This is a genomic window from Paraburkholderia sp. 22099 (assembly GCF_052045835.1).
Classification (GTDB): domain Bacteria; phylum Pseudomonadota; class Gammaproteobacteria; order Burkholderiales; family Burkholderiaceae; genus Paraburkholderia; species Paraburkholderia terricola.
The window spans coordinates 340422-363840 of the sequence record NZ_JBQEPU010000001.1 but is presented as its reverse complement, the minus strand read 5'-3'; the positions used below and the strand labels follow the sequence as shown (position 1 = coordinate 363840).

23 protein-coding genes are annotated in these 23419 nt (G+C 63.2%); 9 read left to right on the top strand and 14 right to left on the bottom strand.

Going from position 1 to position 23419, the window contains the following annotated elements:
• Positions 1-52: 52 nt before the first annotated feature.
• The 5 genes from glyA to ACTJLC_RS01635 all read right to left on the bottom strand — a co-directional run bounded on the left by glyA (position 53) and on the right by ACTJLC_RS01635 (position 5751).
• On the bottom strand, positions 53-1348 hold the full coding sequence (glyA, locus tag ACTJLC_RS01655; protein ID WP_073427658.1) for a serine hydroxymethyltransferase: 1296 nt from the start codon (positions 1346-1348) through the stop codon (positions 53-55).
• Between the two features lie 91 nt (positions 1349-1439).
• Positions 1440-2321, bottom strand: coding sequence for a glycine betaine ABC transporter substrate-binding protein (locus ACTJLC_RS01650; protein ID WP_073427659.1), 882 nt, complete (start codon positions 2319-2321; stop codon positions 1440-1442).
• Between the two features lie 116 nt (positions 2322-2437).
• Positions 2438-3331, bottom strand: a complete 894-nt coding sequence (locus ACTJLC_RS01645) for an ABC transporter permease (RefSeq protein ID WP_073427660.1) — start codon at positions 3329-3331, stop codon at positions 2438-2440.
• Positions 3328-4617: a quaternary amine ABC transporter ATP-binding protein gene (locus ACTJLC_RS01640; protein WP_073427661.1), complete on the bottom strand. Its 1290-nt coding sequence runs from the start codon at positions 4615-4617 to the stop codon at positions 3328-3330. Before ACTJLC_RS01640 ends, ACTJLC_RS01645 begins: the two co-directional genes overlap by 4 nt.
• Positions 4618-5112: 495 nt before the next feature.
• Positions 5113-5751 carry an FMN-binding negative transcriptional regulator gene (locus ACTJLC_RS01635; RefSeq protein WP_073427662.1) on the bottom strand — a complete coding sequence of 213 codons (639 nt, stop codon included), beginning with the start codon at positions 5749-5751 and terminating at the stop codon, positions 5113-5115.
• Positions 5752-5876: 125 nt separating this feature from the next.
• On the opposite strand from ACTJLC_RS01635, the gene pdxR reads away from it, so the two are divergent.
• On the top strand, positions 5877-7424 hold the full coding sequence (pdxR, locus tag ACTJLC_RS01630) for a MocR-like pyridoxine biosynthesis transcription factor PdxR (protein WP_310129078.1): 1548 nt from the start codon (positions 5877-5879) through the stop codon (positions 7422-7424).
• A gap of 112 nt (positions 7425-7536) precedes the next feature.
• Here the strand turns inward: pdxR and ACTJLC_RS01625 are convergent, their stop codons facing one another.
• The 5 genes from ACTJLC_RS01625 to ACTJLC_RS01605 all read right to left on the bottom strand — a co-directional run bounded on the left by ACTJLC_RS01625 (position 7537) and on the right by ACTJLC_RS01605 (position 11726).
• Positions 7537-7857 carry a pyrimidine/purine nucleoside phosphorylase gene (locus ACTJLC_RS01625; RefSeq protein ID WP_073427715.1) on the bottom strand — a complete coding sequence of 107 codons (321 nt, stop codon included), beginning with the start codon at positions 7855-7857 and terminating at the stop codon, positions 7537-7539.
• A gap of 97 nt (positions 7858-7954) precedes the next feature.
• A complete protein-coding gene (locus ACTJLC_RS01620; protein WP_073427663.1) occupies positions 7955-8659 on the bottom strand; it encodes a hypothetical protein in 705 nt (234 codons plus the stop codon).
• 172 nt (positions 8660-8831) lie between these two features.
• Positions 8832-10076 carry an MFS transporter gene (locus ACTJLC_RS01615; RefSeq protein WP_073427664.1) on the bottom strand — a complete coding sequence of 415 codons (1245 nt, stop codon included), beginning with the start codon at positions 10074-10076 and terminating at the stop codon, positions 8832-8834.
• Positions 10077-10230: 154 nt separating this feature from the next.
• Positions 10231-11160: a 3-keto-5-aminohexanoate cleavage protein gene (locus ACTJLC_RS01610; protein ID WP_073427665.1), complete on the bottom strand. Its 930-nt coding sequence runs from the start codon at positions 11158-11160 to the stop codon at positions 10231-10233.
• The gene (locus tag ACTJLC_RS01605) at positions 11157-11726 is read right to left on the bottom strand and encodes a cupin domain-containing protein (RefSeq protein WP_073427666.1); all 570 of its coding nucleotides are present in this window, start codon (positions 11724-11726) and stop codon (positions 11157-11159) included. Before ACTJLC_RS01605 ends, ACTJLC_RS01610 begins: the two co-directional genes overlap by 4 nt.
• Before the next feature lie 165 nt (positions 11727-11891).
• On the opposite strand from ACTJLC_RS01605, the gene ACTJLC_RS01600 reads away from it, so the two are divergent.
• From ACTJLC_RS01600 to ACTJLC_RS01590, 3 genes are read left to right on the top strand one after another with little or no spacing between them, the layout of a single operon-like run.
• The gene (locus ACTJLC_RS01600; protein WP_073427667.1) at positions 11892-12752 is read left to right on the top strand and encodes an ABC transporter substrate-binding protein; all 861 of its coding nucleotides are present in this window, start codon (positions 11892-11894) and stop codon (positions 12750-12752) included.
• A gap of 26 nt (positions 12753-12778) precedes the next feature.
• Positions 12779-13744, top strand: coding sequence for a fumarylacetoacetate hydrolase family protein (locus tag ACTJLC_RS01595; RefSeq protein WP_235004809.1), 966 nt, complete (start codon positions 12779-12781; stop codon positions 13742-13744).
• On the top strand, positions 13737-14213 hold the full coding sequence (locus tag ACTJLC_RS01590) for a PaaI family thioesterase (protein WP_073427669.1): 477 nt from the start codon (positions 13737-13739) through the stop codon (positions 14211-14213). The genes ACTJLC_RS01595 and ACTJLC_RS01590 overlap by 8 nt, the downstream gene beginning before the upstream one ends.
• Before the next feature lie 2 nt (positions 14214-14215).
• Here the strand turns inward: ACTJLC_RS01590 and ACTJLC_RS01585 are convergent, their stop codons facing one another.
• Complete coding sequence (locus ACTJLC_RS01585) at positions 14216-15148, bottom strand: LysR family transcriptional regulator (RefSeq protein ID WP_073427670.1); 933 nt, start codon at positions 15146-15148, stop codon at positions 14216-14218.
• Between the two features lie 109 nt (positions 15149-15257).
• Here ACTJLC_RS01585 and ACTJLC_RS01580 point away from each other — a divergent pair, with 109 nt between their 5' ends.
• Genes ACTJLC_RS01580 through ACTJLC_RS01570 form a run of 3 tightly spaced genes read left to right on the top strand, consistent with a single transcriptional unit; the run spans position 15258 to position 18448 of the window.
• Complete coding sequence (locus tag ACTJLC_RS01580) at positions 15258-16310, top strand: aromatic ring-hydroxylating dioxygenase subunit alpha (RefSeq protein ID WP_073427671.1); 1053 nt, start codon at positions 15258-15260, stop codon at positions 16308-16310.
• Positions 16307-17257 (top strand): PDR/VanB family oxidoreductase, encoded by a 951-nt coding sequence (locus ACTJLC_RS01575; RefSeq protein WP_073427672.1) that lies wholly within the window; start codon positions 16307-16309, stop codon positions 17255-17257. Before ACTJLC_RS01580 ends, ACTJLC_RS01575 begins: the two co-directional genes overlap by 4 nt.
• A 3-nt stretch (positions 17258-17260) precedes the next feature.
• Positions 17261-18448 (top strand): MFS transporter, encoded by a 1188-nt coding sequence (locus tag ACTJLC_RS01570; RefSeq protein WP_310129068.1) that lies wholly within the window; start codon positions 17261-17263, stop codon positions 18446-18448.
• A 104-nt stretch (positions 18449-18552) separates the two neighbouring features.
• Here the strand turns inward: ACTJLC_RS01570 and ACTJLC_RS01565 are convergent, their stop codons facing one another.
• From ACTJLC_RS01565 to ACTJLC_RS01555, 3 genes are all read right to left on the bottom strand, one after another.
• A complete protein-coding gene (locus tag ACTJLC_RS01565) occupies positions 18553-19452 on the bottom strand; it encodes a SphA family protein (protein WP_073427674.1) in 900 nt (299 codons plus the stop codon).
• A 127-nt stretch (positions 19453-19579) separates the two neighbouring features.
• Entirely contained in the window at positions 19580-19948 is a 369-nt protein-coding gene (locus ACTJLC_RS01560; protein ID WP_073427675.1) for a Rieske (2Fe-2S) protein, read from the bottom strand.
• A 24-nt stretch (positions 19949-19972) separates the two neighbouring features.
• Positions 19973-20923 (bottom strand): VOC family protein, encoded by a 951-nt coding sequence (locus tag ACTJLC_RS01555; protein ID WP_073427676.1) that lies wholly within the window; start codon positions 20921-20923, stop codon positions 19973-19975.
• Positions 20924-21172: 249 nt separating this feature from the next.
• Between ACTJLC_RS01555 and ACTJLC_RS01550 the strand changes: the two genes are divergently transcribed.
• Positions 21173-22171: a fumarylacetoacetate hydrolase family protein gene (locus ACTJLC_RS01550; protein WP_073427677.1), complete on the top strand. Its 999-nt coding sequence runs from the start codon at positions 21173-21175 to the stop codon at positions 22169-22171.
• Positions 22172-22209: 38 nt separating this feature from the next.
• On the top strand, positions 22210-23343 hold the full coding sequence (locus tag ACTJLC_RS01545; RefSeq protein ID WP_073427678.1) for an FAD-dependent monooxygenase: 1134 nt from the start codon (positions 22210-22212) through the stop codon (positions 23341-23343).
• The last annotated feature ends 76 nt before the right edge of the window (positions 23344-23419 follow it).

The following is a 23419-nucleotide window of genomic DNA, read 5'->3' as shown; positions in this document are numbered from 1 at the left end:
GCAAAGCGCTGCCCGGATAGCCGGCAAGAATCGCAGGCGTATCGTGGGCCGGCTACACAAGTGCCTCGGCATGCGAGTAAATCGGAAACTGGTTGCACAGATCTCGTACGCGGCTGCGGATCGCGCGTTCGACCTGATCATCTCCGTCGGGCTCGCGTTCGAGCGCCGACAGCACTTCCAGAATCATCTGGCCGACCTGCTCGAACTGATCGGTGCCGAAGCCTCGGGTTGTTGCAGCGGGCGTGCCGAGGCGGATTCCCGAGGTGACAGTCGGGCTTTGTGTATCGAACGGAATCCCATTCTTGTTGCAGGTGATGCCCGCACGTTCCAGCGCCTTTTCAGCCTGGGTGCCGGTGAGCCGCTTGCCGCGCAAATCGACCAGCAACAGATGGTTGTCGGTTCCGCCAGTGACGAGACTCAGGCCGCCCGACGTCAGGACGTTGCCGAGCGCCTGGGCGTTACGCAGCACCTGGTCGATATACGCCGTGAAATCCGGACGAAGCGCTTCACCGAATGCGACCGCTTTGCCCGCTATGACGTGCATGAGCGGGCCGCCCTGGAGACCGGGGAATACAGCCGAGTTGATTTTCTTGGCTATGTCGCCGTTATTCGTGAGGATGAAGCCGCCGCGCGGCCCGCGAAGCGTCTTGTGCGTCGTGGATGTCACCACGTCGGCGAATCGAACCGGGTTCTCGTGCCTGCCTGCCGCGACGACCCCGGCAATGTGCGCCATGTCGACCATCAACAATGCGCCCACGCTATCGGCGATTTCACGGAACGCGGCAAAATCCAGCGCGCGCGGGTAGGCCGAATAACCTGCGATGATGAGCTTGGGGCGATGCTCGTCGGCAAGCCGATGGACCTGCTCGTAGTCGATGCGATACGTTTCGGGATTCACGCCGTACTGGACCGCGTTGAACCATTTGCCGGAAAGCGCGGGACGCGCGCCGTGCGTCAGATGTCCGCCGGCGTCGAGCGACATGCCCATCACCGTGTCGCCCGGTTTGGCCAGCGCGAGCATCACTGCGCCGTTTGCCTGGGCGCCCGAATGGGGTTGCACGTTCGCGTATTCGGCATCGAACAGCGCTTTCACGCGGTCAATGGCGAGCGCCTCGATCCTGTCCACGTGCTCGCAACCGCCGTAATACCGCTTTGACGGATACCCTTCCGCGTATTTGTTGGTCAGCACGGTGCCTTGCGCTTCCATTACCGCAGCCGAGACAATGTTCTCGGAAGCAATCAATTCGATCTGGGTTTGCTGGCGACGCAACTCCAACGCAATCTCCGATGCGATGACGGGGTCACGGCTCTGGAGAGTTTCAGCAAAAAAGCGTGAGTTCTCGTTCACGTGGTCACTCCGGAATTAAATCGTGTAAGACAAGTCATGCCACGCCGCGAGCGGCAATGAACCCTTCCGCTCACGGCGAGAACAACGTGATCTATTGCTGCAACCAGGCCTTCAACTTCTCCGGATGCGCGTCGACGAATTTCTTCGCCGCCGTCGCATAGTCGTTCGTGGCGTTGCCCTCGAACTCGATGGCCTCGACGTCAGCGAGAGTCAGCTTGAAATGCTTGAAGAAGACGTCCGCCCGCGGAAACTTGCTTGCGAACTGTTTGGATGCGAAGGCGTGAACCTGCTCCTCGCCACCCAGCGTACCCTTGGGGTCCTTGAGATAACGCATCTGCCATTTCTGGAACAGCCAATGAGGGCTCCAGACCGTGGCGACGATCCATTGCTTCGACTGGTAAGCTCGCTGCACGCCTGCGAGCATGCCTGCTTCGCTCGACGATTGCAGGTTGTAGCCATTCAGGTCATAGGCCTTGATGGTTTTCTCGGACGCCTGCATCAGGCCGCCGCCGGGCTCGATACCCTGCACGGTGCCATTCAGCTTGCTCTTGACGTCGGCTTTCTCCAGGTCGGCAATCGACGAGAGCTGGGCCTCGGGAATGTATGCCGGCACCGCCCAACCGTTCTTGCCGCCGGTATAGATGATGCCGACGTCGTCCATATCGTTCTTGTACTTTGTGTAATACGCTGCGTGCGTCACCGGCAGCCAGCCACCCACCATGATGTCGAGGTCGCCGCGGGCGACGCCCTGGTACTGAATGCCGATATCGGCCTGAACAAACTGCACCGGCTGCTTGAGGTTCGTCTCCAGAGCGTACTTGGCGACATTGGCGACGGCCAGTACATCCGCCCAGTTCGTAACCGCCATCTTCAGCGGTTCGGCCGCGACTGCCGGCCCCGCACCGGCAGCCAGGGCAACGACCGCCGACACCGCCAGTTTCATAACGAGCGACTTCAATACATTGCTGTTCATGCGCTACTCCTACGAGATGATGAAATCTTCTTGAAAATTCGACTGCTGCTGCAATAGCGTGTCGGGTCTCCAAACTCGCTGGCGATCGCATCGCATGCGCGATGCGATGCTGCCGGTCAAGTGCGCGCCGCGGCATGTGTGCCGGCCTTTGCCGCTCCCGTGCCGGGCGTGACTCGTTTGACTTTCTTCTTCGCCTTCACGCCAAAGCTCTCCGTCAAGCGGTCGAGTACGATGGCGAGCAATACGACGCCGAGTCCGCCTTCGAAGCCGATCCCGATGTCGAGACGCTGAATACCACTCAGCACGTATTCGCCCAGCCCGCCGGCGCCAATCATCGACGCCACCACGACCATCGAAAGCGCCATCATGATGGTCTGATTCACGCCGGCCATGATTGAAGGCAGTGCATTCGGCAACTGGATTTTCCAGAGAAGCTGCATGTCCGTACTGCCGAAGGCGCGGCCCGCCTCCAGCAGTTCCTCGCGCACCTGCCGGATACCCAGGGTCGTGAGCCGCACAACTGGCGGCATGGCAAACACGATGGTGGCGATCACCGCCGGCACGCGTCCCAAGCCAAACAGGATGACCGCCGGGATCAGATAGACGAAGGCGGGCATCGTCTGCATGAAGTCGAGCAGCGAGCGCAAGATCATTTCCACCCGTTTGTTGCGCGCTCCCCAGATGCCGAGTGGCACGCCCACTACCAGGCTGAAGAAGGTCGCTGCGATGACGAGTGCCAAGGTCGAGACGGTTTGAGCCCACAGACCCATGTAATGAATCGCGAGAAGCGCAAGGCCGACGAAGACCGAAAAAACCACACCGCGTCGCCACAACGCAAAGGCCACGAGAATGACCAGCATCGCAACGAAGGGAATCGCGGCCAGTCCGTCCTGCAATAGCTTGATGACCGCGCCCAATGAGGCGGAGAAAGCGTCGAAACCGCCCCGGAAATGCTGAAAGAGAAAATTGACGCCGTCTTCTGCGAATTTCCCGATGACTGACGAGTTCATGCTGCTCTCCGTTCCATAACCTGCTTGAGTATCGTCCGGCAGGACACCACGCCCGCGAGCTTTCCGGCCGTGTCGGTGACGGGTACGTCGTGCTCCTGGCTCAATGCAATCGCGGCCAGTTGATGCAAATCCGCATCCAGCGAAACCGCATTCACATCCCGAAGCAAGGCGTCGCGCACGGGGCGCGTACCGCTCTTATGCAACGAGGCCGGCGTGACGCAGCCCTGGTATCGACCCGATTCGTCGCAGACATAACCGCATTCGACGCCGCTATCGATAAGCTGATTGAGGTAACGTTCCGAGGATGTGCCGACGTCGCAGGAAATGAGACCCCGGTCCACCTTTGTCATCAGGCTGGAGGCCTTGAGGAAGCGGGATACGTCGACATTGCGGAAGAAGTCCCGCACGTAAGCGTCCGCGGGCGACTGGATAAGTTCAGCAGGCGTGCCGACCTGGATCAGGCAGCCATCCTTCATGATGCCGATCCGGCCGCCAATCTTGATGGCTTCTTCGATGTCGTGTGAAATGAAGACGATTGTCCGCTGCTCTTCTTTCTGAAGCCGTAGAAGTTCGCATTGCATTTCGAAGCGGATCAGCGGGTCCAGCGCCGAGAACGCTTCGTCCATCAGAAGCACGGCGGGATTCACGGCAAGCGCGCGTGCGAGGCCTACCCGCTGCTGCATGCCGCCGGACAGTTCGCTGGGAAGCAGTTTTTCGTACGAGCCGAGACCGACTCGCGTGAGCGCGGTACGGGCGATTTCGTAGCGCTGCGCCTTCTTGATGCCGGCCACTTCCAGCCCGTACGCGATGTTGTCGAGGACCGTGCGGTTCGGCAGAAGCGCGAATGACTGGAACACCATCGCCATCTTCTTGCGGCGCACATCACGTAATTCCAACGTAGACATGGGCGCAATGTCGTGGCCTTCGAGAATGACCTGGCCCGACGTCGGCTCGATCAGCCGGTTGAGCAGTCGAACCAGCGTCGACTTGCCGGAACCCGAGAGGCCCATGACGACAAAAATCTCGCCCGCCTTAACGCTGAGGCTGACGTCGTTGACAGCGACCATGTTGCCGGTTTGCTCGAAAATCTCGTTGCGGCCAAGGCCTTGCTTGATTAGATCGGCGGCACGCTCGGGCTTCGGCCCGAAGATTTTCGACAGGTTTTTAACCGTAAGAATGTCGGTGCCGGAAACCGCGACATGTTTGGCAGCCGCTGCAACGTCTTCCGCTTCCATTGTGCCCGGGCTCAACACATCTCCCGGCGCAAATGTCAGGTTAGGGTTCATTCTGTCTTCCCAACTGGCGAGTTCAAGAAATCAAGCCCGCGACCTATGAAAGTTGCAAGGCAGCCGGGCGAACAGCAAACACGATTCGTCGAATGAAAAGAAGCACTATGTCGACCGTGCGCTGCCACCTCTGCTTGATGGATGAATCGCAGCGTATTCAAGCCAATTTGATCGATCCAGCTACATTTTCTGCGGGCTTTTCCCTACTTTTGGTAATGCAAGTGGAGCCGGCAGTGCTGGTGAAAGAGGAGCCTCAGACGGGGCGGGCCCGTGCAGCTTCATTGAAGGGTTTGCGCAGAAGGCGGAGTGCCGGCCCGGCCTTTCATTATTGAACGCGGAACCCTGTCGTACGGGAATGTCCTGGGGTTCGGCGACTGCTTTGCATAACCGAAGGTAGGGCAAAGCATGAACAAAGCGTGATGAGATAGGGCGGTTTGGTTTCGCCATAAACCATTGCCCGGCTTATGCCGGGCAATTCGACAGCGGCGGAGCGGGTTACTCCGGCTTCCTGGCGGCCTCGGCCAGCATGGCATCGCCGATCTGAAAGTTCTCGCGCGCCCTGAGCGCTTCGCCAGCACCTCGAATATCGCGTGCGTCCTTGTTCTGGGCAAGCTTGCTCTTGCCGACCAGTCGCGTGATGTCGATCCGCAGGCCGACGATCGACTTGAGCAGGGTATCGATGTAGTCCCTCGGTGCGTCGGCCATCTTCCAGGGTTTGGGTTGCGAAGCCTCATGCGTGCGGGTTAGCCGGGCGACCACGCCGCGCACGTATTGCTCGTCATCGTGAACGGCGATGCGTCCATACGCATGGACGACGACGTAATTCCAGGTGGGAACCTGCCGGTGAAACTCGTGTTTGCTCGGATACCAGGTCGGGGAAATATAAGCGTCTCCCGCACGAAAGACGACGAGCACTTCATCGCCGTTCGCGACGTCCTGCCATACCGGGTTGGCCCGCGCGACGTGCGCGCGCAGGACGCCCAGCTCGCCCTCGGCCGCCGCCAGTTCGAATGGAAGATGGTTGGCGTCGAGCCCACTGTTTCCATGCGTAATCAGCGTTCCGAACGGATGTTGCGCGATGTGCGCGTGCAGAATCTCGGTGCGAGGTTCATTGAAATCGGCGGGTATGTACATGTCGGTTCCACTAGCTGGCGGAGGTGTTCGAAGGCGATCGGATCGAAAGCCGTGTGGACGCATTATGTTGAAAAACTGGTTTATCCTACAGATCCAGTTTAGATCGATTTCATAGGACCAGAATCATGGCGAGAACGGCGCGGGCCGCGGAAATTCCGTCGATCGGCACCCTGGACCGCGCGGCGGGCAGCCTCAGCCGTCAGGTCGCGCAGGCGTTGCGAGAGGCGGTGCGCACGGGGAATATCCAGCCCGGCGATGCGTTGCCGTCCACGCGATTGCTGGCGGCTTCGCTGCAAGTCTCGCGCGGCACGGTGATCGGGGCTTACGAGCAACTGATCGCCGAGGGCTTTCTGGAATCGAAGGGGGGCGCCGGCACGTGCGTCGCGCAAGCACTCGCCGAGCCGCGACAGGCGATCGAACCGCGTGCGGCCCGCCGGCGTGTCGCGCGGACCAGCCTGCCTGAGCCCGCCGCGGCATTTGCGCGGATCGCGCAGGAATTCAGGCCGCTGCCGCCGGTGCCGTTCGCGATTTCCGTACCTGTCGGTTCGACCGCGCCCGCCGACATCTGGCGCCGGCTCGGCAACCGTCTGCGTGCCAGGGGAGCCGGCGCGCCGGCTGGGTACTCCGATCCGCTTGGGGCCTTACCGCTGCGTGAAGCGATTGCCGACTACGTGCGCAAGTCCCGTTCCGTGCGCTGCGAACCGGGTCAGGTCATCGTTACCAGCGGTACGCAGCAGGGACTTTTTCTCGCGAGCCAGGTGTTGCTGGGTCCGCGCGATCAGGTCTGGGTGGAGAACCCGGCCTACCGTGGTGTTACCGCGATACTCGAAAGTACGGGGCATGGCGATGCGATGATTCGCATACCGGTCGACGCCGAGGGCATCGATGTCGAAGCGGGGATACGGGCGGCGCCTCACGCGCGGGCCGCATTCGTCACGCCGTCGCATCAGTATCCGCTGGGCATGCCGATGAGCATGGCTCGGCGCAGCGCCTTGCTGGCCTGGGCGCGTGCAAACCACGCATGGGTCGTCGAGGACGACTACGATAGCGAACTTCGCTACCAGGGCTATCCGTTTCCGTCACTTCAGGGACTGGACCCCGACCGGGTGATTTATCTCGGCACGTTTAGCAAGGTCCTGTTTCCGTCGTTGCGCTCGGGTTATGTGATCGTCCCCGACGATCTGGTCGATGCTTTCTGCGGCGCGCGTGTGCTGATGGACCGTCATCCGCCGAACGCCGATCAGCATGTGTTGGCGGCCTTCATGGCCGAGGGCCATCTGGAGCGCCACATCCGCAGAGTTCGCAACGTCTATTCAGACCACCGGGCCCAGTTGATCGAGACGCTGAACGCGCTGCTTCCGAATGATCTGGCATGGCTGGAGCCGGGCGACCAGGGCATGCATGTCGTCCTGTGGCTGGCGCAAGGCATGGATGACCGCAAGGTGGTCGAACTGGCCGCGCGGGCCGGAGTCGCCGTGCGGGCCGTATCGCCGATGTTCGCGCCGGGAACGGCCCGGCCCGGTCTGGTGCTTGGATTCGGCGGATTCAGCAACGCGCAAATGAAGGCGGCCGCGCAACGTCTTGCCGAGGTGATTATCGGCGTGACGAAGCCACTCAAACGAAAACACGCCGCCCTACGAAAAGCAGCCACGCGAAGTGGTCCAAGTCGATAGAAAGCGCAGCCATTAGGCTTACACGCTGCGTGGTCGGAGCGGGCTTCTTTCGTGGCCCCGGCGCATGCCTATGAAGCCGCCTGCATCGCCGCGCGTCATGCGCCCAGTCGATCTACAGATAGCTGCAGACGTAGTCGAGGGTTTCGATCACGTCGATATCGAAGCGGCTCTTGCCGGGCACCGAGAATGACTCGCCCGCGCCATACGTCCGCCACTCGTCGGTGCCTTCGAGGCGAATGCGGCATTGGCCCGCCTGCACCTCCATGATCTCCGGCGCGTCGGTGCCGAAGTTGAGCACGCCCGGCAAGATAACGCCGAGCGTCTTGCGCGTGCCGTCGGCGAACAGAACGGTGTGCGACACGCACTTGCCGTCGAAGTAGACATTGGCGCGTTTGACGATGGAAACCTGATCGAATTGCGTTGCGGCCGTCATGGCGGTCTTCCTCTGAGTGTGGATGAATGCGTTGCGCCGCGCGTGCCAGGCGTCGGCGAAAGCCGCCATCATACAGACGGTCGGCGAGCCCCGACGTCTAGTCCACCTGGAACCAGCGACCGGAATTCGGGCACACGTCGGCTCGTTCGCCATCGAGCCGGACTTGCTCTTCGTCCGGTTGCGGCGAAACAGGAGGGGCGATATCGAATGCAATGTTGAGCGCCTGCCCGACATGAGCCTCTTCGATAGGAAGCTCCCAGGTCAGGAATATCTGGAGCCAGTCCTGGTCCTGCGGGAAGTCGGCGGCGTCGAAGCTCGTGCGGCCGCGCCGAATGACGCCATGAGGCTGGCCAGTGTCGAATATCACGGCCGTGCCGCGGGTCAGGGGAATGCGCAGGCCCAACGCGGGAAAATGCAGATCCAGCCCCTTGTCCTCGCTCATGAAGAGATTGCAAAAGGCCGCTCCGCCATATTGCGCGGCGTCATGGTGATACCGCGCGCCGCGGCAGGCCATGAGGGCGATGTCGCTGGAAGCGAGCACCTCGGGCAGCCCTAGCGCGGACGTCCAGTCGGACATGGCCTCGACGCAGCGCGCGTAGTCGGGCCAGCGCATCCGCGCTCGCGCCAAAGGCATGGGCTCGACGTCGCCGGGGTCCAACCGCATGTGCGTCGACGTCTCTCTTTGCCAATCCGCCAGCAGACGCGCCGGGGGGGCGGGCACGTCGATCGTGTCCGTTAACACGATATCGCTCACGCGCCGGCTGCGGATGGCGTCGCCGCTCCGGAAATAAGAGGTCAACATGTGTCGCACACGATGCGGTTGAAGGGAACGCGTTTTTGCACGGGCTATTGTAACGAGTCGAAGGGCTCGCTTGAGCCGTCTCCATGCCATGCGTCGGTGTCGCCTTGTTCATGGCACGAAGGACGTCGACGCGGCGACTGCCGGCGCAGTCGCAGACGTGTGATCGAAGCGGTCAGCCGAGCGGAACGCGGTTCACCTGCGCCGCATGCACCGATCCGCTGGGTCCGCGTTTCGCCAGTGTCAGGATCAGGACCGCGACCGCCGTGCCGGCGCAGGCCACCGCCAGCCACGCGACCGCCTGGATGAGTCCGCCGGCGAACCTGGCGACTGATTCGACGATGAGCGGGCTCAGGAAATTGCCGAGGAAAAACGATCCCATATACCCGCCGGTCGCTCGACCGCTTTGCGCGAACGGCACGCGCGCCAGCGTCCACGTGCCGAGTAGCGGCAGCGCCATGCCCGCGCCCGCCGCGGCGAGAAAAGCGCCCGCGACCGTCGCGTTTGCGCCCGCGCACGATGCGATGACAAAAAAACCCAGCGCGAGCAGCCCGAAGGCGATGACCAGAAGCCGGTTGATAGGCCAGCGGGCGAGCCGGTGAAACGCAAACGAACCCACCGGAATGCCCGCATTGGCGATGGCGCCGCCGAACCCGAGAATCGCCGGTGCCGTGACGCCGCGCTCGCTGAGCAAAAAGCTGATCTGCACCGGCACGACGAAAAACATGACCGACGCGAAAAGAATCAGCAAACAGAGAAGGCCGATCTCGCGCCACGGAAACGGCAACTTCTGCACGGGAGCATGCTCGACGTGCGTTTTTTCGCCGGGTTCCCAGATCATCACCGCGATAAACGGAAGGAACAGGATCGCGCATCCATAGACCAGGAACGGCGTGCGCCAGCCCGCCGCCAGGCTGCCAAGCCCGCCGCCCACGGCGAACATCAAGGCGGCCACGACGGAGGCCGACGCGTGCTGCATCGTCAGCCACTTCTGTCGCCGCATACCGGAGAAATAATTGGCGACGAGCGCGGTGGCGATCGTGACGATCGCCGCTTCCGCGAGACCGATCACCGCGCGCGCGGCGACGATCGCGTAGAGGCTCGTTAGCCAGAACGGCAGGACGCCGGCCACCGCGTAGATCGCGACCGCGGCCAGATAAAGGCGCTTGCGTCCGAACGCGTCCACCAGCGATCCGACGAGCGGACTGAACAACGCGATCATCAGCGCGGGAATGACCAGCACGATCAGCGTCAGCACGTCCGCATGCGGGACGCCCGCATAGTCGTGCCGCATCTGCGGAAGCACGGGGGCGATCAGCACGGCGCCGGTCGAAGAGAGCCAGCAACTGGCCATCAGGAGCCAGCCGTGCCGCGCACCGGCGACGCGTGCCGGCCGGGCTTCAGGGGAAAGATGAGTCATGTTCGTCTCCAACGTTCTTGTATTGGCTGCTCCTGACGCAGGGCGTCGGGCAATGTGTCGCCGTCCGCGGACGGAACGACGGACATCGAACGCCGGATCGGGATCGCTGCCGGTTTCACGCCAGCGACCGGGGGGCGATCCCTGTCCGGTATGGCTAGAAGGCCACCTGGTCGTGGCCCTTCAGATCGAGCATCCGTCTCGCTTCGTCCGGCGAGGCGATCTCGATGCCCAGTTCGCCGAGAATCCGGCGAATCTTGCGCACCTGGTCGGCGTTGCTTCGAGCCAGCTCGCCGCGGCCGATATACAGGCTGTCTTCGAGGCCGACCCGGACGTTGCCGCCCATCAGGCTCGCCATCGTCGCGACAGGCATCTGATGCTTGCCGGCCGCCAGCACGGACCAGTGGTAGTCGTTGCCGAACAGCCGGTCGGCGGTGCGCTTCTGATGCAGCAGGTCCTCGGCGTGGGCGCCCATCGCGCCGCGCAGGCCGAACACGGTCTGCACGAAAAGCGGCGGCTTCACGAGACCCTTTTCCAGGAAGTACTGCAGCGTGTACAGATGGCCGACGTCGTAGCACTCGAATTCAAAGCGCGTGCCGCCGGCTTTTCCGACATGCTCGAGAATCCACGCGATGTCGTCGTAGGTATTGCGGAAGATCAGCCCGCGCGTGCCCTTCAGGAACGGCACTTCCCAGTCATGCCGCCATTCGCGCTCGCGTTCGGCCATCTCCGACAGCACGAGGTTGAGCGAGCCCATGTTGAGCGAGCACATCTCGGGCTTGAGCGCCCGGCCTGCCGCCGTGCGCTCCTCGATGGGCATGTTCGGACCGCCGCCGCCCGTCGAAATGTTGATGACGGCGTTCGTCGAGGACTTGATGGCCGTGACGAAGCGCCTGAAGATTTCAGGGTCGCCGGAGGGGCGGCCGTCCTCGGGATCGCGGGCATGCAGATGAATGATCGAGGCGCCGGCCTCGGCGGCCGCGATGGATTCGGCTGCGATCTGCTCCGGCGTGACCGGCAGAAACCGCGACATGGAGGGTGTATGAGCGCCACCCGTCACCGCGCAGGTAATGATCGCCTTGCTCACAGCGGCTCTCCTTCGACGAGATCGAGCAGCACGAACGCCATCCGGCACGGCTTGTCCGAGCGGTTCGCCCAACTGTGACTGGTCGCGCGCTGGATCAGCACGTCTCCAGCGCGCATGAGCGTTTCGCCTTCGTCGAGCAGCGCCCAGATTTCGCCTTCGAGCACGATTGCGTAGTCGAGCGACTCCGTCTTGTGAAACCAGAAATGCCGTGCGTCGGATTTGCCGCGCACGCCGCTGTCGTCGAGGAATTGCTTGAGCTGCGCTTCGTCGTAGTTGTTGTCAGGCGGAAAATCGACGACGCGTAGCAACGAGCCGCCCTTCGAATGGAACGCGAACGCGCGACCGGCCGGCGCGGGATCGTCGCCGGGTGCGCGCGCTTCGCCGGTTGCCCACACGACGTGCGCAAGCGGCAGCCCCGGCCGGTTCGTCCGGTTCGGCGTCGGTCCATCCGACACGAAGCAGGACTGGCCCCGCGTATTGGTGCCCGTGACGATCCGCCTGACCGGGCAATACGTGTCCGTGTCCGCCTGCTGCTGCAAGCCCTGATTGTTGACCAGCGTCTCCATGTTCTCTCCATTAACGAGTCGTATCGTATCGTTAATGAGTCGGAGTTGCCTGTCAATAGGGAAAATGATTAGGGATGGTTAGCGGTTTTTGGCTAGGTTTGAGCTTGACAAATATGAACGGTCCGTTTTGTAATGGGGGCAATCAAATGACAACAGCCGGGATTCATGGAGACAGAGAAAATTCGCGTGATGTGGTTCGTGCCGCCGCTGCTTGCGCTTGTCGCGAGTCGCGACGAGCTGGCCATCGCGGTTCACGCCGATCGCAACCGTTCGTCGGATGAGCAATTCGACGCGCTCGTGGCCGGAAGCGTGGATGCGGTCGTGACTTCGATGGACAACGTCATCGGCTGGAACGGCCGCGTGGGTCCGCGAGACTTTCGCGTCGTCGCGCAGATCGAGCGAACCACGCCGTTGACGGTGCTCGCGAGGCCGCAACTGCGCAATCTGCGGGATCTGCACGGTGCGAACCTGCTCGTCGATGCGCCGGACAACGGCTTCGTCGTTGCGCTCAGGGCCATGCTGCGCGATGCGGGCGTGCCGTCCGATGCGGTGCGCCTGACGCCTGCGGGCGGCGTCAAGGAGCGCTTCGACGCGCTCGTGGCGGGACAGGGCGACGCAACCTTGCTAGGGCCGCCATTCGATTCGATGGCGCAAGCGGCGGGGCTTGCCTGTATCGCGAGCGTGCAGGACACGTACGCCGATTTTCCCGGGCAGGGCGTCGTCGTGCGCCGGGGCGGCGCGGCGAACGCCAGGGTCGCCGCGTGGCTGCGAGCGCTGGAACGCGCTCGCCGGCGCGTTGGCGAGCGCGCGGAATTTGCGAGGCAGGCAGTGCTGGCGGCCGGTTTTCCGGACGCGGTTGCCGCCGCGATGATCGCGCAGAACCCGGATTCGCTGCGTCCATCGGCAGAGGGCGTCGCGCTACTCGTCGCGCACCGTCGCTCGCTCGGTCTGGTGGGTGCGGACAATGACTATTCGACCATCGTCGACGATTCGATGGTCGAGCAATACATGGGGGGACAGAAGTGAAGCGATACGCGCTCGGAACGTTTTCGGTGGGGGACGCTGCCCGCTTTGTGGGCTTCGTCGTGAATGATCGCGTGGCTTCGCTTGCCGAACTGGCAGCGCGTCATGGCGAACGCGATCTGGCAAACGCGCCCGGCGTGCTCGCGCTTCTCGACGCCTGGCCGGCGAGCGAGCCCGCATTGGGCCGCCTCGCCGCGCAGGTCTCGGCGGAAGAGGGCCGCTGGCATGCGTTGTCCGATTTGCAGGCTCACCCGGCCATCGATCTGCCGCGTCAGATTTTTTGCACGGGCGCGAATTACCGCAAGCATGTGGTCGATCTGACGGTGGATGCGAAGGTCGGTCCAGAAGGACTCGACGAGGCTGGCCTTCGGCGCTGGGCGGAAGCCATGATGGATGAGCGGCTCGCGAACGGCGAGCCTTACGCATTCACGAAGCCGGTCTCCGCGGTCTCGGGGGCGTTCGATCCGCTGGTGCTGCCGGTCACGACAGTGAAGCCCGACTGGGAGCTGGAGCTGGCCGTCGTCATCGGTCGCGGCGGCTATCGGATTCCCCGCGAGCAGGCGTTGGACCACGTGGCGGGTTACACCATCGCCAACGACATCTCCGCGCGTGATCTGATTCCACGCACCGACTACAAGATGCTGGGCACCGACTGGCTGCGCTCGAAGGGACAGCCGGGCTTTCTGCCGCTCGGACCGTATCTGGTGCCCAAGGCATTCGTTCCCGACCCGCATCGTCTGCGAATGCGGCTCACGGTGTCGGGGCAAGTCATGCAGGACGAGACGACCGCCGACATGCTGTTCGGTATCGAGCGGCAGATCGAATACATTTCGCGCTATTCGCGGCTGTTGCCCGGCGACGTCATCTGCACCGGCTCGCCGGCCGGCAACGGCACGCACTACAACCGTTTCCTGCGCGACGGCGATGTGATGGAAGCCGAGATCGAGGGACTGGGCCGTCAACGACAAGTGTGCGTCGCGCAACGACATGGCTGACGTGATCGAACCGACGCTACGTCGAGACAATCCCGATCGCGCCTTGCTTCACGAGCTTCTGTCCGCGCAAGCGAGCAACGTCACGCTCGACATGAATCCCGCGTTGACCTCGCTGCGCGCCACCTTGCTGGCGGGCAGCGCGGAGGGGCTGTCGCTCCGCTTCACCGCGCCGGACCACTCGGTGCAAGGCAATGGCGTGGTATCGGGCGGAACGCTCGCCTCGATGCTCGATCTCGCGATGGCCCTAGCGCTGCTCGCCAGGCTGCCGCACGGCCGCACGTGCGCAACGATCAGTCTCACGGTCGACATGATCGAGCCGGGATACGTGGGCGACTTTATCGCCGACGCCCGCGTCAAACGTCTGGGCGGGCGCGTCTCGTTCGTGGAAGCCGACCTTTACGATGCGACGGGAACGCGCCGCGTCGCAAGCGCCACCGCGCCGTTTGCGGTGTTCGATGTGCGGGGCTGACTTCAGGCCTCGTCGTCCGCGATATCCGGATAGCGGTCGAACGTTTCCTTGATGAGATGGCGTAGCCAGATGTTGGCGGGATCGTCGTGGAATCGCGGGTGCCAATGCTGGCGGAGGGCGAACGGCGGCAACGACACCGGCGGCGGCACCATCCTGATCGTGCCGAGCCGCGCGAACACGTTGCCGAGTTCGAGCGGCACCGTGGCGATCAGATCCGGCTGCGCGTCGATCAGATGCGGCACGACCAGAAAGTGCGGCGTGGTCAGATAGACGTTGCGCTTGATGCCGTATTCGTCGAATGCGCTGTCGTAGGCAGCGCTCGCCCGGCCGGTCAGCGAGACGACGATCTGGGGCATGCGCTCGAACTGCGCGCGGCTGATCGTTTTGCCGACCGCCTTGTTGCGCACGCTGACCATCGTGACGAAGGTGTGCAAGAACAGGCGTTGCTGGAATAGTCCATCGGGCGCCGCGCGCACGGAGCCGAGCGCGAGATCCGCCTCGCCGGCCGCGAGCGTCGCCTCGATCTGTTCGAGCGGCACCTGCACGGACCGCACCGCACAGTTAGGCGCAATCTTGCGCAAGCGGCGGATCAGCGGCGGCAGAAAAACCAGTTCGCCCATGTCGGTCATGCTGAGCACGAACGTGCGGCGAGCGCTGGCCGGATCGAAGTGCGCCTGCGAAACGACGCGCTGCCTCAACGCCGTCATGACCTCGGTAATCGTCGCGCCGAGCAGCAAGCCTTTCTCAGTCGGCTGCATGCCGGCCGACGTCTTGATGAATAACGGGTCTTCGAAAAACGTTCTGAGCCGGTTGAGCCCGTGACTCATCGCGCCTTGCGACAGCCCGACTTCGGCGGCGGCGCGCGTGACGCTGCGCTCCCTCAGCAGGGCGTCGAACAGCACCAACAGGTTGAGATCGAGGTCGCGGATATGCATGGCGTGCATTCAGGGAATTAGTCCCATTAGGTTGACGCATGATCCGGGCAAACCTATCGTGGCGTCAAGCGTTGAACAAGACGCGCTATAACGAATCAGGAGACAAGCGATGTTCATCAGGAACACCTGGTATGTGGCCGCCTGGTCGCATGAGGTCGAGGGCGCAGAACTGTTCTCGCGCACCATCATCGGCACGCCCGTTCTGCTGTATCGGAAGGAAGGCGGCGAGGTCGTCGCGCTGATGGATCGCTGCTGTCATCGCGGCGCGCCGTTGTCGGTCGGCCGGCGTGAAGGCGATTGCGTTCGTTGCATGTATCACGGCCTCAAATTCGACAGCAACGGAGCCTGTGTCGAAGCTCCGGCCCAGGAGAGAATTCCGCCGCAGGCCAGGGTCAGGCAGTTTCCGGTCGTGGAGCGTTACCGCTGGATCTGGATCTGGATGGGCGATCCCGCGCTGGCCGATCCGGCCACGATTCCCGACACGCATTGGGTCGACGATCCAGCATGGCGCTCGCTGCCCGGCTACATTCACTACGACGTCAACTACCTGCTCATCTGCGACAACCTGCTGGACTTTTCGCATCTCCCATTCGTTCATCCAACCACGCTGGGCGGAGGCGAGGACTACGCCGCCAGCCAGCCGAAAGTCGAGCGACTCGAAGACGGTGTGCGCATCACGCGGTGGACACTCGACACCGAGCCGCCGCCGTTCGCCAAAGCGGTCCGGGCGTGGCCGGGCAAGGTCGACCGCTGGAACATCTACGACTTCACGGTGCCGGCGGTTCTGCGCATGGATTCGGGCATGGCGCCCACGGGTACCGGTGCGCCCAAGGGCGTTCGTGTCGGCGCGGTCGAGTTTCGCGGTTGCCAGGCCCTGACGCCTGAAACCGAAAACTCGACGCACTATTTCTTTGCTCATCCGCACAATTTCTCGCTCGATCAGCCCGACGTGACGCGTTCGATTCATCAGGCGGTGGTCGACGCCTTCGACGAGGACCGCGACATCGTGACGGCTCAGCATCGGAATCTCACGCTCGATCCCGGCTTCAGGATGATGGCGTTCGGCATCGACGCGGCCCTCTCGCAGTTTCGCTGGGCCGTGAACAAACGGATCGAGGAAGAAGGCGCCGCAGCGGCGCGGAAGAGCGAGGTCACGTCGTGATCGAAGTCGTCGTCGAGAAAATCGCGCGTGCGGCCGAGGGCATACTCGACATCGAATTGCGCAGACCGGATGGGACGAACCTGCCGGCATTCGATCCGGGGGCGCACGTCGACGTTCACTTGCGCGAGGGGCTCGTGCGTCAGTATTCGCTGTGCAATGACCCGATCGATCCGACACGCTACCGCCTCGGCGTCAGCCGAAGTGCGGCGTCGCGGGGCGGATCGGCTTACCTGCACGATGCGCTGCGGGCCGGCGACACGCTGCGCATCAGTGAGCCGCGCTCGCTCTTTGCGCTCTCGGCCGAAGCGACCTGTCATCGCTTCATCGCCGGCGGCATTGGCATCACGCCGATCCTCAGCATGATCCGCTGGTGTGAGCGTCATGCGCTGCCGTGGCAATTGAGCTACTGCGTACGCTCGAGAGCACACGCGGGGTTCCTGGACGAGTTGCTCGCGCTGGGCGGTGACATTCGTCTCCATGCCGACGACGAGGCAGCGTTGCCGCACGACGTGAGCGGCATGCTCGCTGGCGTGAAACCCGCCGAGCATGTGTACTGTTGCGGACCGGGCGGGCTCATGGACGCAGTCGCGGCGCGCGCTCGCGACCTGGGCATCGGTGCGAATCGCGTTCATTTCGAGCGATTCGCGGCTTCAACGGACGAGCGGGAGCGCGGCGGCGAGAAGCTGTTTACCGTCACTCTCGCGCGGAGCGGCGCGCGGTACACGGTAGAGCCCGACGAATCGATTCTCGATTGCCTCGAACGGCATGGTCTGACGCCTGCGTTTTCCTGCCGGGAAGGGCTTTGCAGGAGTTGCGAGACGGCGATCGTGTCGGGGAAGGTCGATCATCGCGACTATGTACTGAGCGCCGAGGAGCAGCGCGAGGGCAAGTCGCTCATGATTTGCGTGTCGAGAGCGACGACCGAGGAGCTGGTGATCGATCTCTGAGCCATGACCGGAACCCGCGATAACGCGCAATGGCCGCTTTATATCTGCTGCTTTGGCAGCATGGCCTCCATGCGCATGTGCGATTCGATGCTGCCCGTTCTTGCGACGGCGTTCGCGGTCGGCGCCGATCGCGCCGCGCAGACCATAGCGTCGTTCGCGCTTGCCTACGGAATCTGTCAGCTAGGCTCGGGGCCGCTCGGCGACCGGCTCGGAAAAATGCGCGTGATCGCGCTCGCGGCGGTTGTTTGCGCACTCGGCAACCTTGGCGCGTGCCTTGCCGGCAACCTGGACGAACTGCTCGCGGCGCGGTTTTTTTCGGGTGCGGCGGCGGCAGGCATCGTTCCGTTGACGATGGCGTGGATCGGCGATCACAGCGCGGACGGCGAGCGCCAGGCGGCGCTCGCGCGTCTGCTCGGCGCTACCGTGCTCGGCATGATCGCGGGGCAATGGGGCGGCGCGGCGCTGGCTTCCTCATGGGGGTGGCGGACTCCGTTCGCGTCGATCGCGGCGGTGTTCGCGCTCGGCTGGCTGGCGGTGCGAAGCGTGTCGCCGCCGATCGCGCGAGACACCCCGGCGAAGCAACCGGCGTTCGCGCGCCGGACGATCGGGATGCTCGGCGCAAGCCGGGTTCGCATCGTCTTGCTGGTGACCTTCGTTGAAGGCGCCTTTGCGTACAGCGCATTGGCATTCTTGCCGACCTACCTCAACACGTCGTTTCGGCTGCCTTCGTCCACGGCGGGATTGATCGCCTCGAGCTACGGCGTGGGAGGGCTGCTCTTCAGTCTGAGCTCGAAGCACGCGATACGGCGTTTCAGGGATGCGCGGCTTGCGCGAGTGGGCGGGCTGCTGCTCGCAATCTCGCTGGTCGCGCTTGCGGTCTCGCCGTTCTGGTGGCTATCCGTCCCAGCCTGCATGCTCGCCGGATTCGGTTTTTACGCCCTTCACAACGTCTTGCAGAACCATGCCGCGCAGATGGCCCCGCAGGCGAGAGGCACGGCCGTTTCGCTGTTTTCGTGCGTGCTCTTTCTGGGGCAGTCGTTCGGAATCGCATTGGGTGCGCGGTCGCTCGCTCATGCTTCGGTACGCATCCTGTTCGCTGTCTGCGCGGTGGGGCTGCTCGTCCTTGCGCTCCTCTTCGCGCATCTGTCGGCGCCCAGGCGTGCGCCGCAAACGTCGCGGGTCCCGGAATAAGCGGGCGGTTGCAATGCGGTGGCGGCGCCTTGATGCAGGAAAGAAGCGAGACGCGAGCAGCACAAAAATCGGGCGATGCAGCCGCAACGCCCGACTTCATGCCGCTAGAACTTGACGTACGCGTTGAGCCACAACGTATTGCCGTAGGCGGCATTGCGCGCGTAGATCTGATGCTGCCAGTGAAGCACGGCGCCCCATTTCTGCGTGCCGTAGCCGACCTGCGGTCCCAGCGTCAACTCGTTGGTGCGATGTCCGTCGCCGAACGCGGACTGGCCGTTGATCTTGTCGTCGTTGAGCTGGGTATTCACGTATCCGCCGACACCGACGAGCCAGTTCTGATTGATGTGGTAATTGAGGCCGTAGTCAGCGGTAAGCTGAACGCCCGACTGATAGTGCGTCGCCGAATTCACGCTGCTATAACTCAGATTGATCTTGGAGCTGAGCTCGATCTGCTGGAGCGGCATCCAGGTAAACGCATAGGCGAGATAGAAACTCGTGACATTGCTTCCCGGATTGAACAGACGGCTCTTGTCGTATGAACCCCACGGGGCGACGACGTCGAGTTCGACGGTCTGCAGATAGTGCGGCGATTGCCAGCCGACGAGCATGCCAAACAGCGGATCGGCGAATCCACGCCCGCCGCCGGAGATTCCAAACGACGGCAGGTGCAAGGTGCCGTCCACATAGGGAAGCGCAGCCTGGACGGCGATGGTGCCGCCCAGAATGGTCGGCGTTTCGAACACATGAACCGCTCGCAGCGAATGGGCCTGCAGCCCGCCATTGGCGCCTTGCGGATTGCTGTTGCCGCCGCCGTCGCGTAGCGACGTTATGTTCTCGAATTTGTTGTAGGTGTAGAGATAGGTTCCGGGGCCGCCAAGCAGTCCGCTCATCACGGTCATGATCCCAGACGGATAGCTGCTCGTGCCGTTTTCGAGCGCGAATGCGGGGCTCTGGGCGAGACCCAGCGCGGCGCACGCGACGCCGTAAAGTTTGTATCGTTTCATTGCCGTGTCTCCTGTATTTATAAGGATTTTGATTTGTGCCGCGAAGTTATTGCGCGACGAACACGCTCTCGTTGGCGTGCAGTCAGCGATACCGGACGACGTTTCGCGAGGGTCGCCGGTGCGTTTGTCAACGCGGCATCGGCAAGAGCGCGCTGACGTACCTGCCTTCTTCAATCCTCAAGGCGACCGCCTGGAGGTGCTGGCCCGCGCAGGGCCCCGATACGCACAGGCCGTCATCAAGCGTGAATTTCGCACCGTGGCCGTGGCAAACGATGTGGTTCGCACCCTGGTCGAGATAGGCGTGCTTTCGCCACGGCAGAGAAGCCCCGGGCCAATGCGGACACGAATTGATGTAGCCGCGCAGGAGCGCGTGCCGGCGCACGACGAAGAGGTCGTCGACGCCGCGTCCTTGCAAGTCGAATCCGCGTGCGCCAGTCGGCGCAAGCGCGTTCAACTCGCACAGGCGGACCCATTGGGCAGTGCCCGAATCCGGCATGGCGACGTGCGTTCAGGATTGCTTTCAGGACTCTGTTCGGGATTGTGTCGGGGGCGGCCCTCCGGGCGCCCACGTCTCGCGCAACTGGAAGAGAAATTCCTGCGAGTTCTCCGCGATGGCGGGGGCGACACGCGGAACCCAGGAGTCGTCGAGCTGATCCATGTCGGCGTCGTATTCGATATGGCAACCCAGCGGGCTATTGAAGTACCAGAACCAGTTCGAGCCGAACCGGTGACGGCCCGGTCCCCAGAACGATTCGTAACCCTTGGCCGCGAACGCGTGGCCTGCTCGCAGCACCTCCGACGGACCGCCCATGTGGAACGTGAAATGTTCGCAACCCTGCATGGCCGGCGGCGTCTGGATGAAGAACAACGTGTGGTGATCGAGGGTACCCCGCGGGCGCAGGAACGGGCCCATTCCGGTGAAGCGGTCGTTGACCCGGAAGCCGAGCCGGTTCACATAAAACGCCTCGGCCTTGTCCGTGTCGGGCACGAAGTAGACGACGTGCGAAAGCGTCCTCGGAAGCGGCGGCGGTTCGTCGCGGTTCGCCGGCGAACCGGTGACGTTCAGTGCGCGCTGCGCATCGCCGGGCGCGTTGATCTGCTCGGCCGCGAGCGTTGGCGTTCGACGCACGGAGAGTTGAAACCCGAGGAGGAATCCCGAGTCGTCGGTCGCTTCGATCGAGCCGTCCGCCAGAAACTTGACTTCGCGGTCCCTGGCCAACTCGTGCGCGATTTCGTCGAGTGCGGCTCGATCCTCCACACCGTAGATCGTTTTGCGTAGCTGATTGCTCGTCGGCAGCGTCCACTTCGGCAGCGCGGGGTCGTCCTTGTGGCGAATCACGACGCCCGTTCCGTCGAGCGCCTCGAACGCGCCATCGCCTTGCGGCGTCAGTCCGTAGTCGGCGAGAAAGCTCGCGCAGCTTGCGACGTCGTCGACGCCGAAAACGAGTGTGTCAGGTCCAAGGATTCTCACTTTAAGCGTCCTGTCGAAAGAGAAAGGTGATGTCGGTTAATACGATACGGTGCGGATCATAATATTCCGCTTGCTTCGAATAACGCAAGAGGCGTTCGGGTTTCCACATGGTTTTTCAGCATGAGGAAAAACCCTCGCTTACGATACGCAGCGTATCGTATATATAATGAAACGGTCACTAACGAGGATGCGTGGGGTTGGACCGGGAAGGCCGGCATAGCCGCCGTATCCAGAAACTGGAGCCGAACAATGAAGCTGGGTCGCATCGCTGTGAACGGTCCGGATGGGGATGTCGCCCGTCTGGTGCTGGTATTGCCGGAAGAAGGGCGCGTCATCGATCTGAAGCGCGCGTCCGTGCTGGCGCTGGAGAAACAGGGCGCGACGGGAGAATCGGCGCGCCGGCTGTCGGAGGCGCTCTTTCCCGGCAGCATGTCGGCGGCGATCGGCCTCGGCGAGCGGTTTCTCGACGCTGCCCGCCGCGCGGACAAGGAGCGCCCGGACGAAGCGTCGATCCCGATCGCAGAGGCGAAGTGGCTGCCTGCCACCGATCCCTCCGTTGTCCGCGACGGCTTGACGTTCATCGGACACATCAAGGGCTTTCACGAGAAGATCGGGCACGAGCCGCATGAGAGCCTGCTGAAGGTGCCGGGCTATTTCAAGGGGACGCCGCATACCGTCATCGGTCATGATGCGGAGGTGCCGTGGCCGGGCTATATCGGGCATATGGATTACGAACTGGAACTCGGCTACATCATCGGCCGGCGCGGCGGTAATCTGAGGCCGGAACAGGCGCGTCCCTATCTCTTCGGCATCACGGTGTTCAACGACTTCAGTGCCCGCGATCGCCAGTCGATCGAAATGCCCATTCAAATGGGGCCGACCAAGTGCAAGGACTTCGCCTATGGAGTGGGGCCGTGGATCACGACGATCGACGAATTCGCCGACCTCGACGCCATTCCCATGGAAGTGCGCGTCAACGGCGAGACCTGGGGCAAGGGCACGAGCGCGAACAAGCTCTGGAGCGTCGACGAACTGATCGCGTGGGCGAGCCTGGGCGAAGTGCTGGAGCCCGGCGACGTGATCGGCTCGGGCACGATGGGCGGCGGCTCCGCGCTCGAACTCGATCGCAGGCTTCAGCCCGGCGACGTGGTGGAACTCGAAGTGGGCGGCGTGGGCATTCTGCGCAACCGGATGGGCCAGCCGCAACCGGGATTGTGGTGGCCGCAGGAGCGCGCTCCGTTCATGTGAGTTGACGCGACTAAAACAAATTTCAAGGAGACACAGTCATGGCTTCGCAGCACAAGGTGCTTGTCGTCGGCGGAGGGATCAGTGGCATGACGCTCGCTCACGGACTCGCGCGCGCCGGTATGGACGCGAGGGTCGTGGAGAGCGGCCACCGGATGGATCAGCAGGGAACCGGCATTTCCCTGCTTGGCAACGCGTTGCGCGCACTGGATCGCGTGGGGCTCGCCGACAGCTGCATGGCGGCGGGCTCGGGATGGGACACGGTCAGTGTGCGCAACGACGCGGGCGAGATCGTGAACGAGCGGCGCCCGCCGCGCATCTTCAGGCCGGACGCCCCCGGCGCGATCGGCATCATGCGGCCGAAGCTGGCGGAGGTGCTCGAAGGGCAGGCGCTCGCGAGCGGTGCCCGGATCGACTATCGCACGACCGTCGAGGATATCGAGCAGGACGGCAACGGCGTCTCATATCGACTGTCGACGGGTGAAACGGGGCGCTGCGATCTGCTGGTCGCCGCGGACGGAACGTATTCAAAGACGCGTTGCAAAGTATTCGGCGGCGAGTATCAGCCGGCTTATGCGGGACAAGGCGCGTGGCGCTTCACGGTGGAGCGTCCCGCGGAGTTCGACGGGCTCGTGCTGTACAAGCACCGGGACGGCCGCGCGGTGGGTGGCCTGCCGCTCTCCGACAAGCTTTGCTACTACTTCTTCCTCGAGAACGCCAAGGTCCACGCGCATATGCCGCAAGACAGGCTGAGCGAGATGTTCAGGGAGCGTCTGGAGGGTTTTTCGGCGCCCGATCTTCTCGCGGCGATCGGGCGTTGCGATGGCACGCGCTACATCAGTTACCGTCCGTTCGACATCCTGTTCATGCCGCAGCCGTGGCATCGGGGGCGAGTCGTACTGGTGGGGGATGCCGCGCATTCGGTCACACCGCAGTTGACGTCCGGCGGCGGCATGGCGATCGAGGACGCGGTCGTGCTGATCGAGGAACTGAGCCAGCGCACAAGTATCGACGATGCACTCGTCGCCTATGGGCAGCGTCGTGGCGAGCGGGTGAAGCGGGTGTTCGACATTTCGCTGGCCATCTGCCAGGCGGAGCAGGACCCGCACGCGGACGGACGGCGTGCCGTCGAGCTTCTGTTCGAAGGATATGGCGTGCTCGCCCAGCCGTTCTAAGCGCGGAGCCTCGATTCCGGAGCGGGCATTGGCTCGGCGCAAGGACGCATCGACGCGTGCTGCCGGCGGGCCCGGT

Bases quoted from the DNA above. Each gene is read 5' to 3' on its own strand.
- ACTJLC_RS01565 (WP_073427674.1), bottom strand. From the start codon at position 19,452: ATGAAACGATACAAACTTTACGGCGTCGCGTGCGCCGCGCTGGGTCTC.
- ACTJLC_RS01590 (WP_073427669.1), top strand. From the start codon at position 13,737: ATGGCTGACGTGATCGAACCGACGCTACGTCGAGACAATCCCGATCGC.
- ACTJLC_RS01645 (WP_073427660.1), bottom strand. From the start codon at position 3,331: ATGAACTCGTCAGTCATCGGGAAATTCGCAGAAGACGGCGTCAATTTT.
- ACTJLC_RS01580 (WP_073427671.1), top strand. From the start codon at position 15,258: ATGTTCATCAGGAACACCTGGTATGTGGCCGCCTGGTCGCATGAGGTC.
- ACTJLC_RS01640 (WP_073427661.1), bottom strand. From the start codon at position 4,617: ATGAACCCTAACCTGACATTTGCGCCGGGAGATGTGTTGAGCCCGGGC.
- ACTJLC_RS01570 (WP_310129068.1), top strand. From the start codon at position 17,261: ATGACCGGAACCCGCGATAACGCGCAATGGCCGCTTTATATCTGCTGC.
- ACTJLC_RS01650 (WP_073427659.1), bottom strand. From the start codon at position 2,321: ATGAACAGCAATGTATTGAAGTCGCTCGTTATGAAACTGGCGGTGTCG.
- ACTJLC_RS01560 (WP_073427675.1), bottom strand. From the start codon at position 19,948: ATGCCGGATTCGGGCACTGCCCAATGGGTCCGCCTGTGCGAGTTGAAC.
- ACTJLC_RS01605 (WP_073427666.1), bottom strand. From the start codon at position 11,726: ATGGAGACGCTGGTCAACAATCAGGGCTTGCAGCAGCAGGCGGACACG.
- ACTJLC_RS01620 (WP_073427663.1), bottom strand. From the start codon at position 8,659: ATGTTGACCTCTTATTTCCGGAGCGGCGACGCCATCCGCAGCCGGCGC.
- ACTJLC_RS01635 (WP_073427662.1), bottom strand. From the start codon at position 5,751: ATGTACATACCCGCCGATTTCAATGAACCTCGCACCGAGATTCTGCAC.
- ACTJLC_RS01585 (WP_073427670.1), bottom strand. From the start codon at position 15,148: ATGCATATCCGCGACCTCGATCTCAACCTGTTGGTGCTGTTCGACGCC.
- ACTJLC_RS01550 (WP_073427677.1), top strand. From the start codon at position 21,173: ATGAAGCTGGGTCGCATCGCTGTGAACGGTCCGGATGGGGATGTCGCC.
- ACTJLC_RS01615 (WP_073427664.1), bottom strand. From the start codon at position 10,076: ATGACTCATCTTTCCCCTGAAGCCCGGCCGGCACGCGTCGCCGGTGCG.
- ACTJLC_RS01545 (WP_073427678.1), top strand. From the start codon at position 22,210: ATGGCTTCGCAGCACAAGGTGCTTGTCGTCGGCGGAGGGATCAGTGGC.
- ACTJLC_RS01625 (WP_073427715.1), bottom strand. From the start codon at position 7,857: ATGACGGCCGCAACGCAATTCGATCAGGTTTCCATCGTCAAACGCGCC.
- ACTJLC_RS01600 (WP_073427667.1), top strand. From the start codon at position 11,892: ATGGAGACAGAGAAAATTCGCGTGATGTGGTTCGTGCCGCCGCTGCTT.
- pdxR (WP_310129078.1), top strand. From the start codon at position 5,877: ATGGCGAGAACGGCGCGGGCCGCGGAAATTCCGTCGATCGGCACCCTG.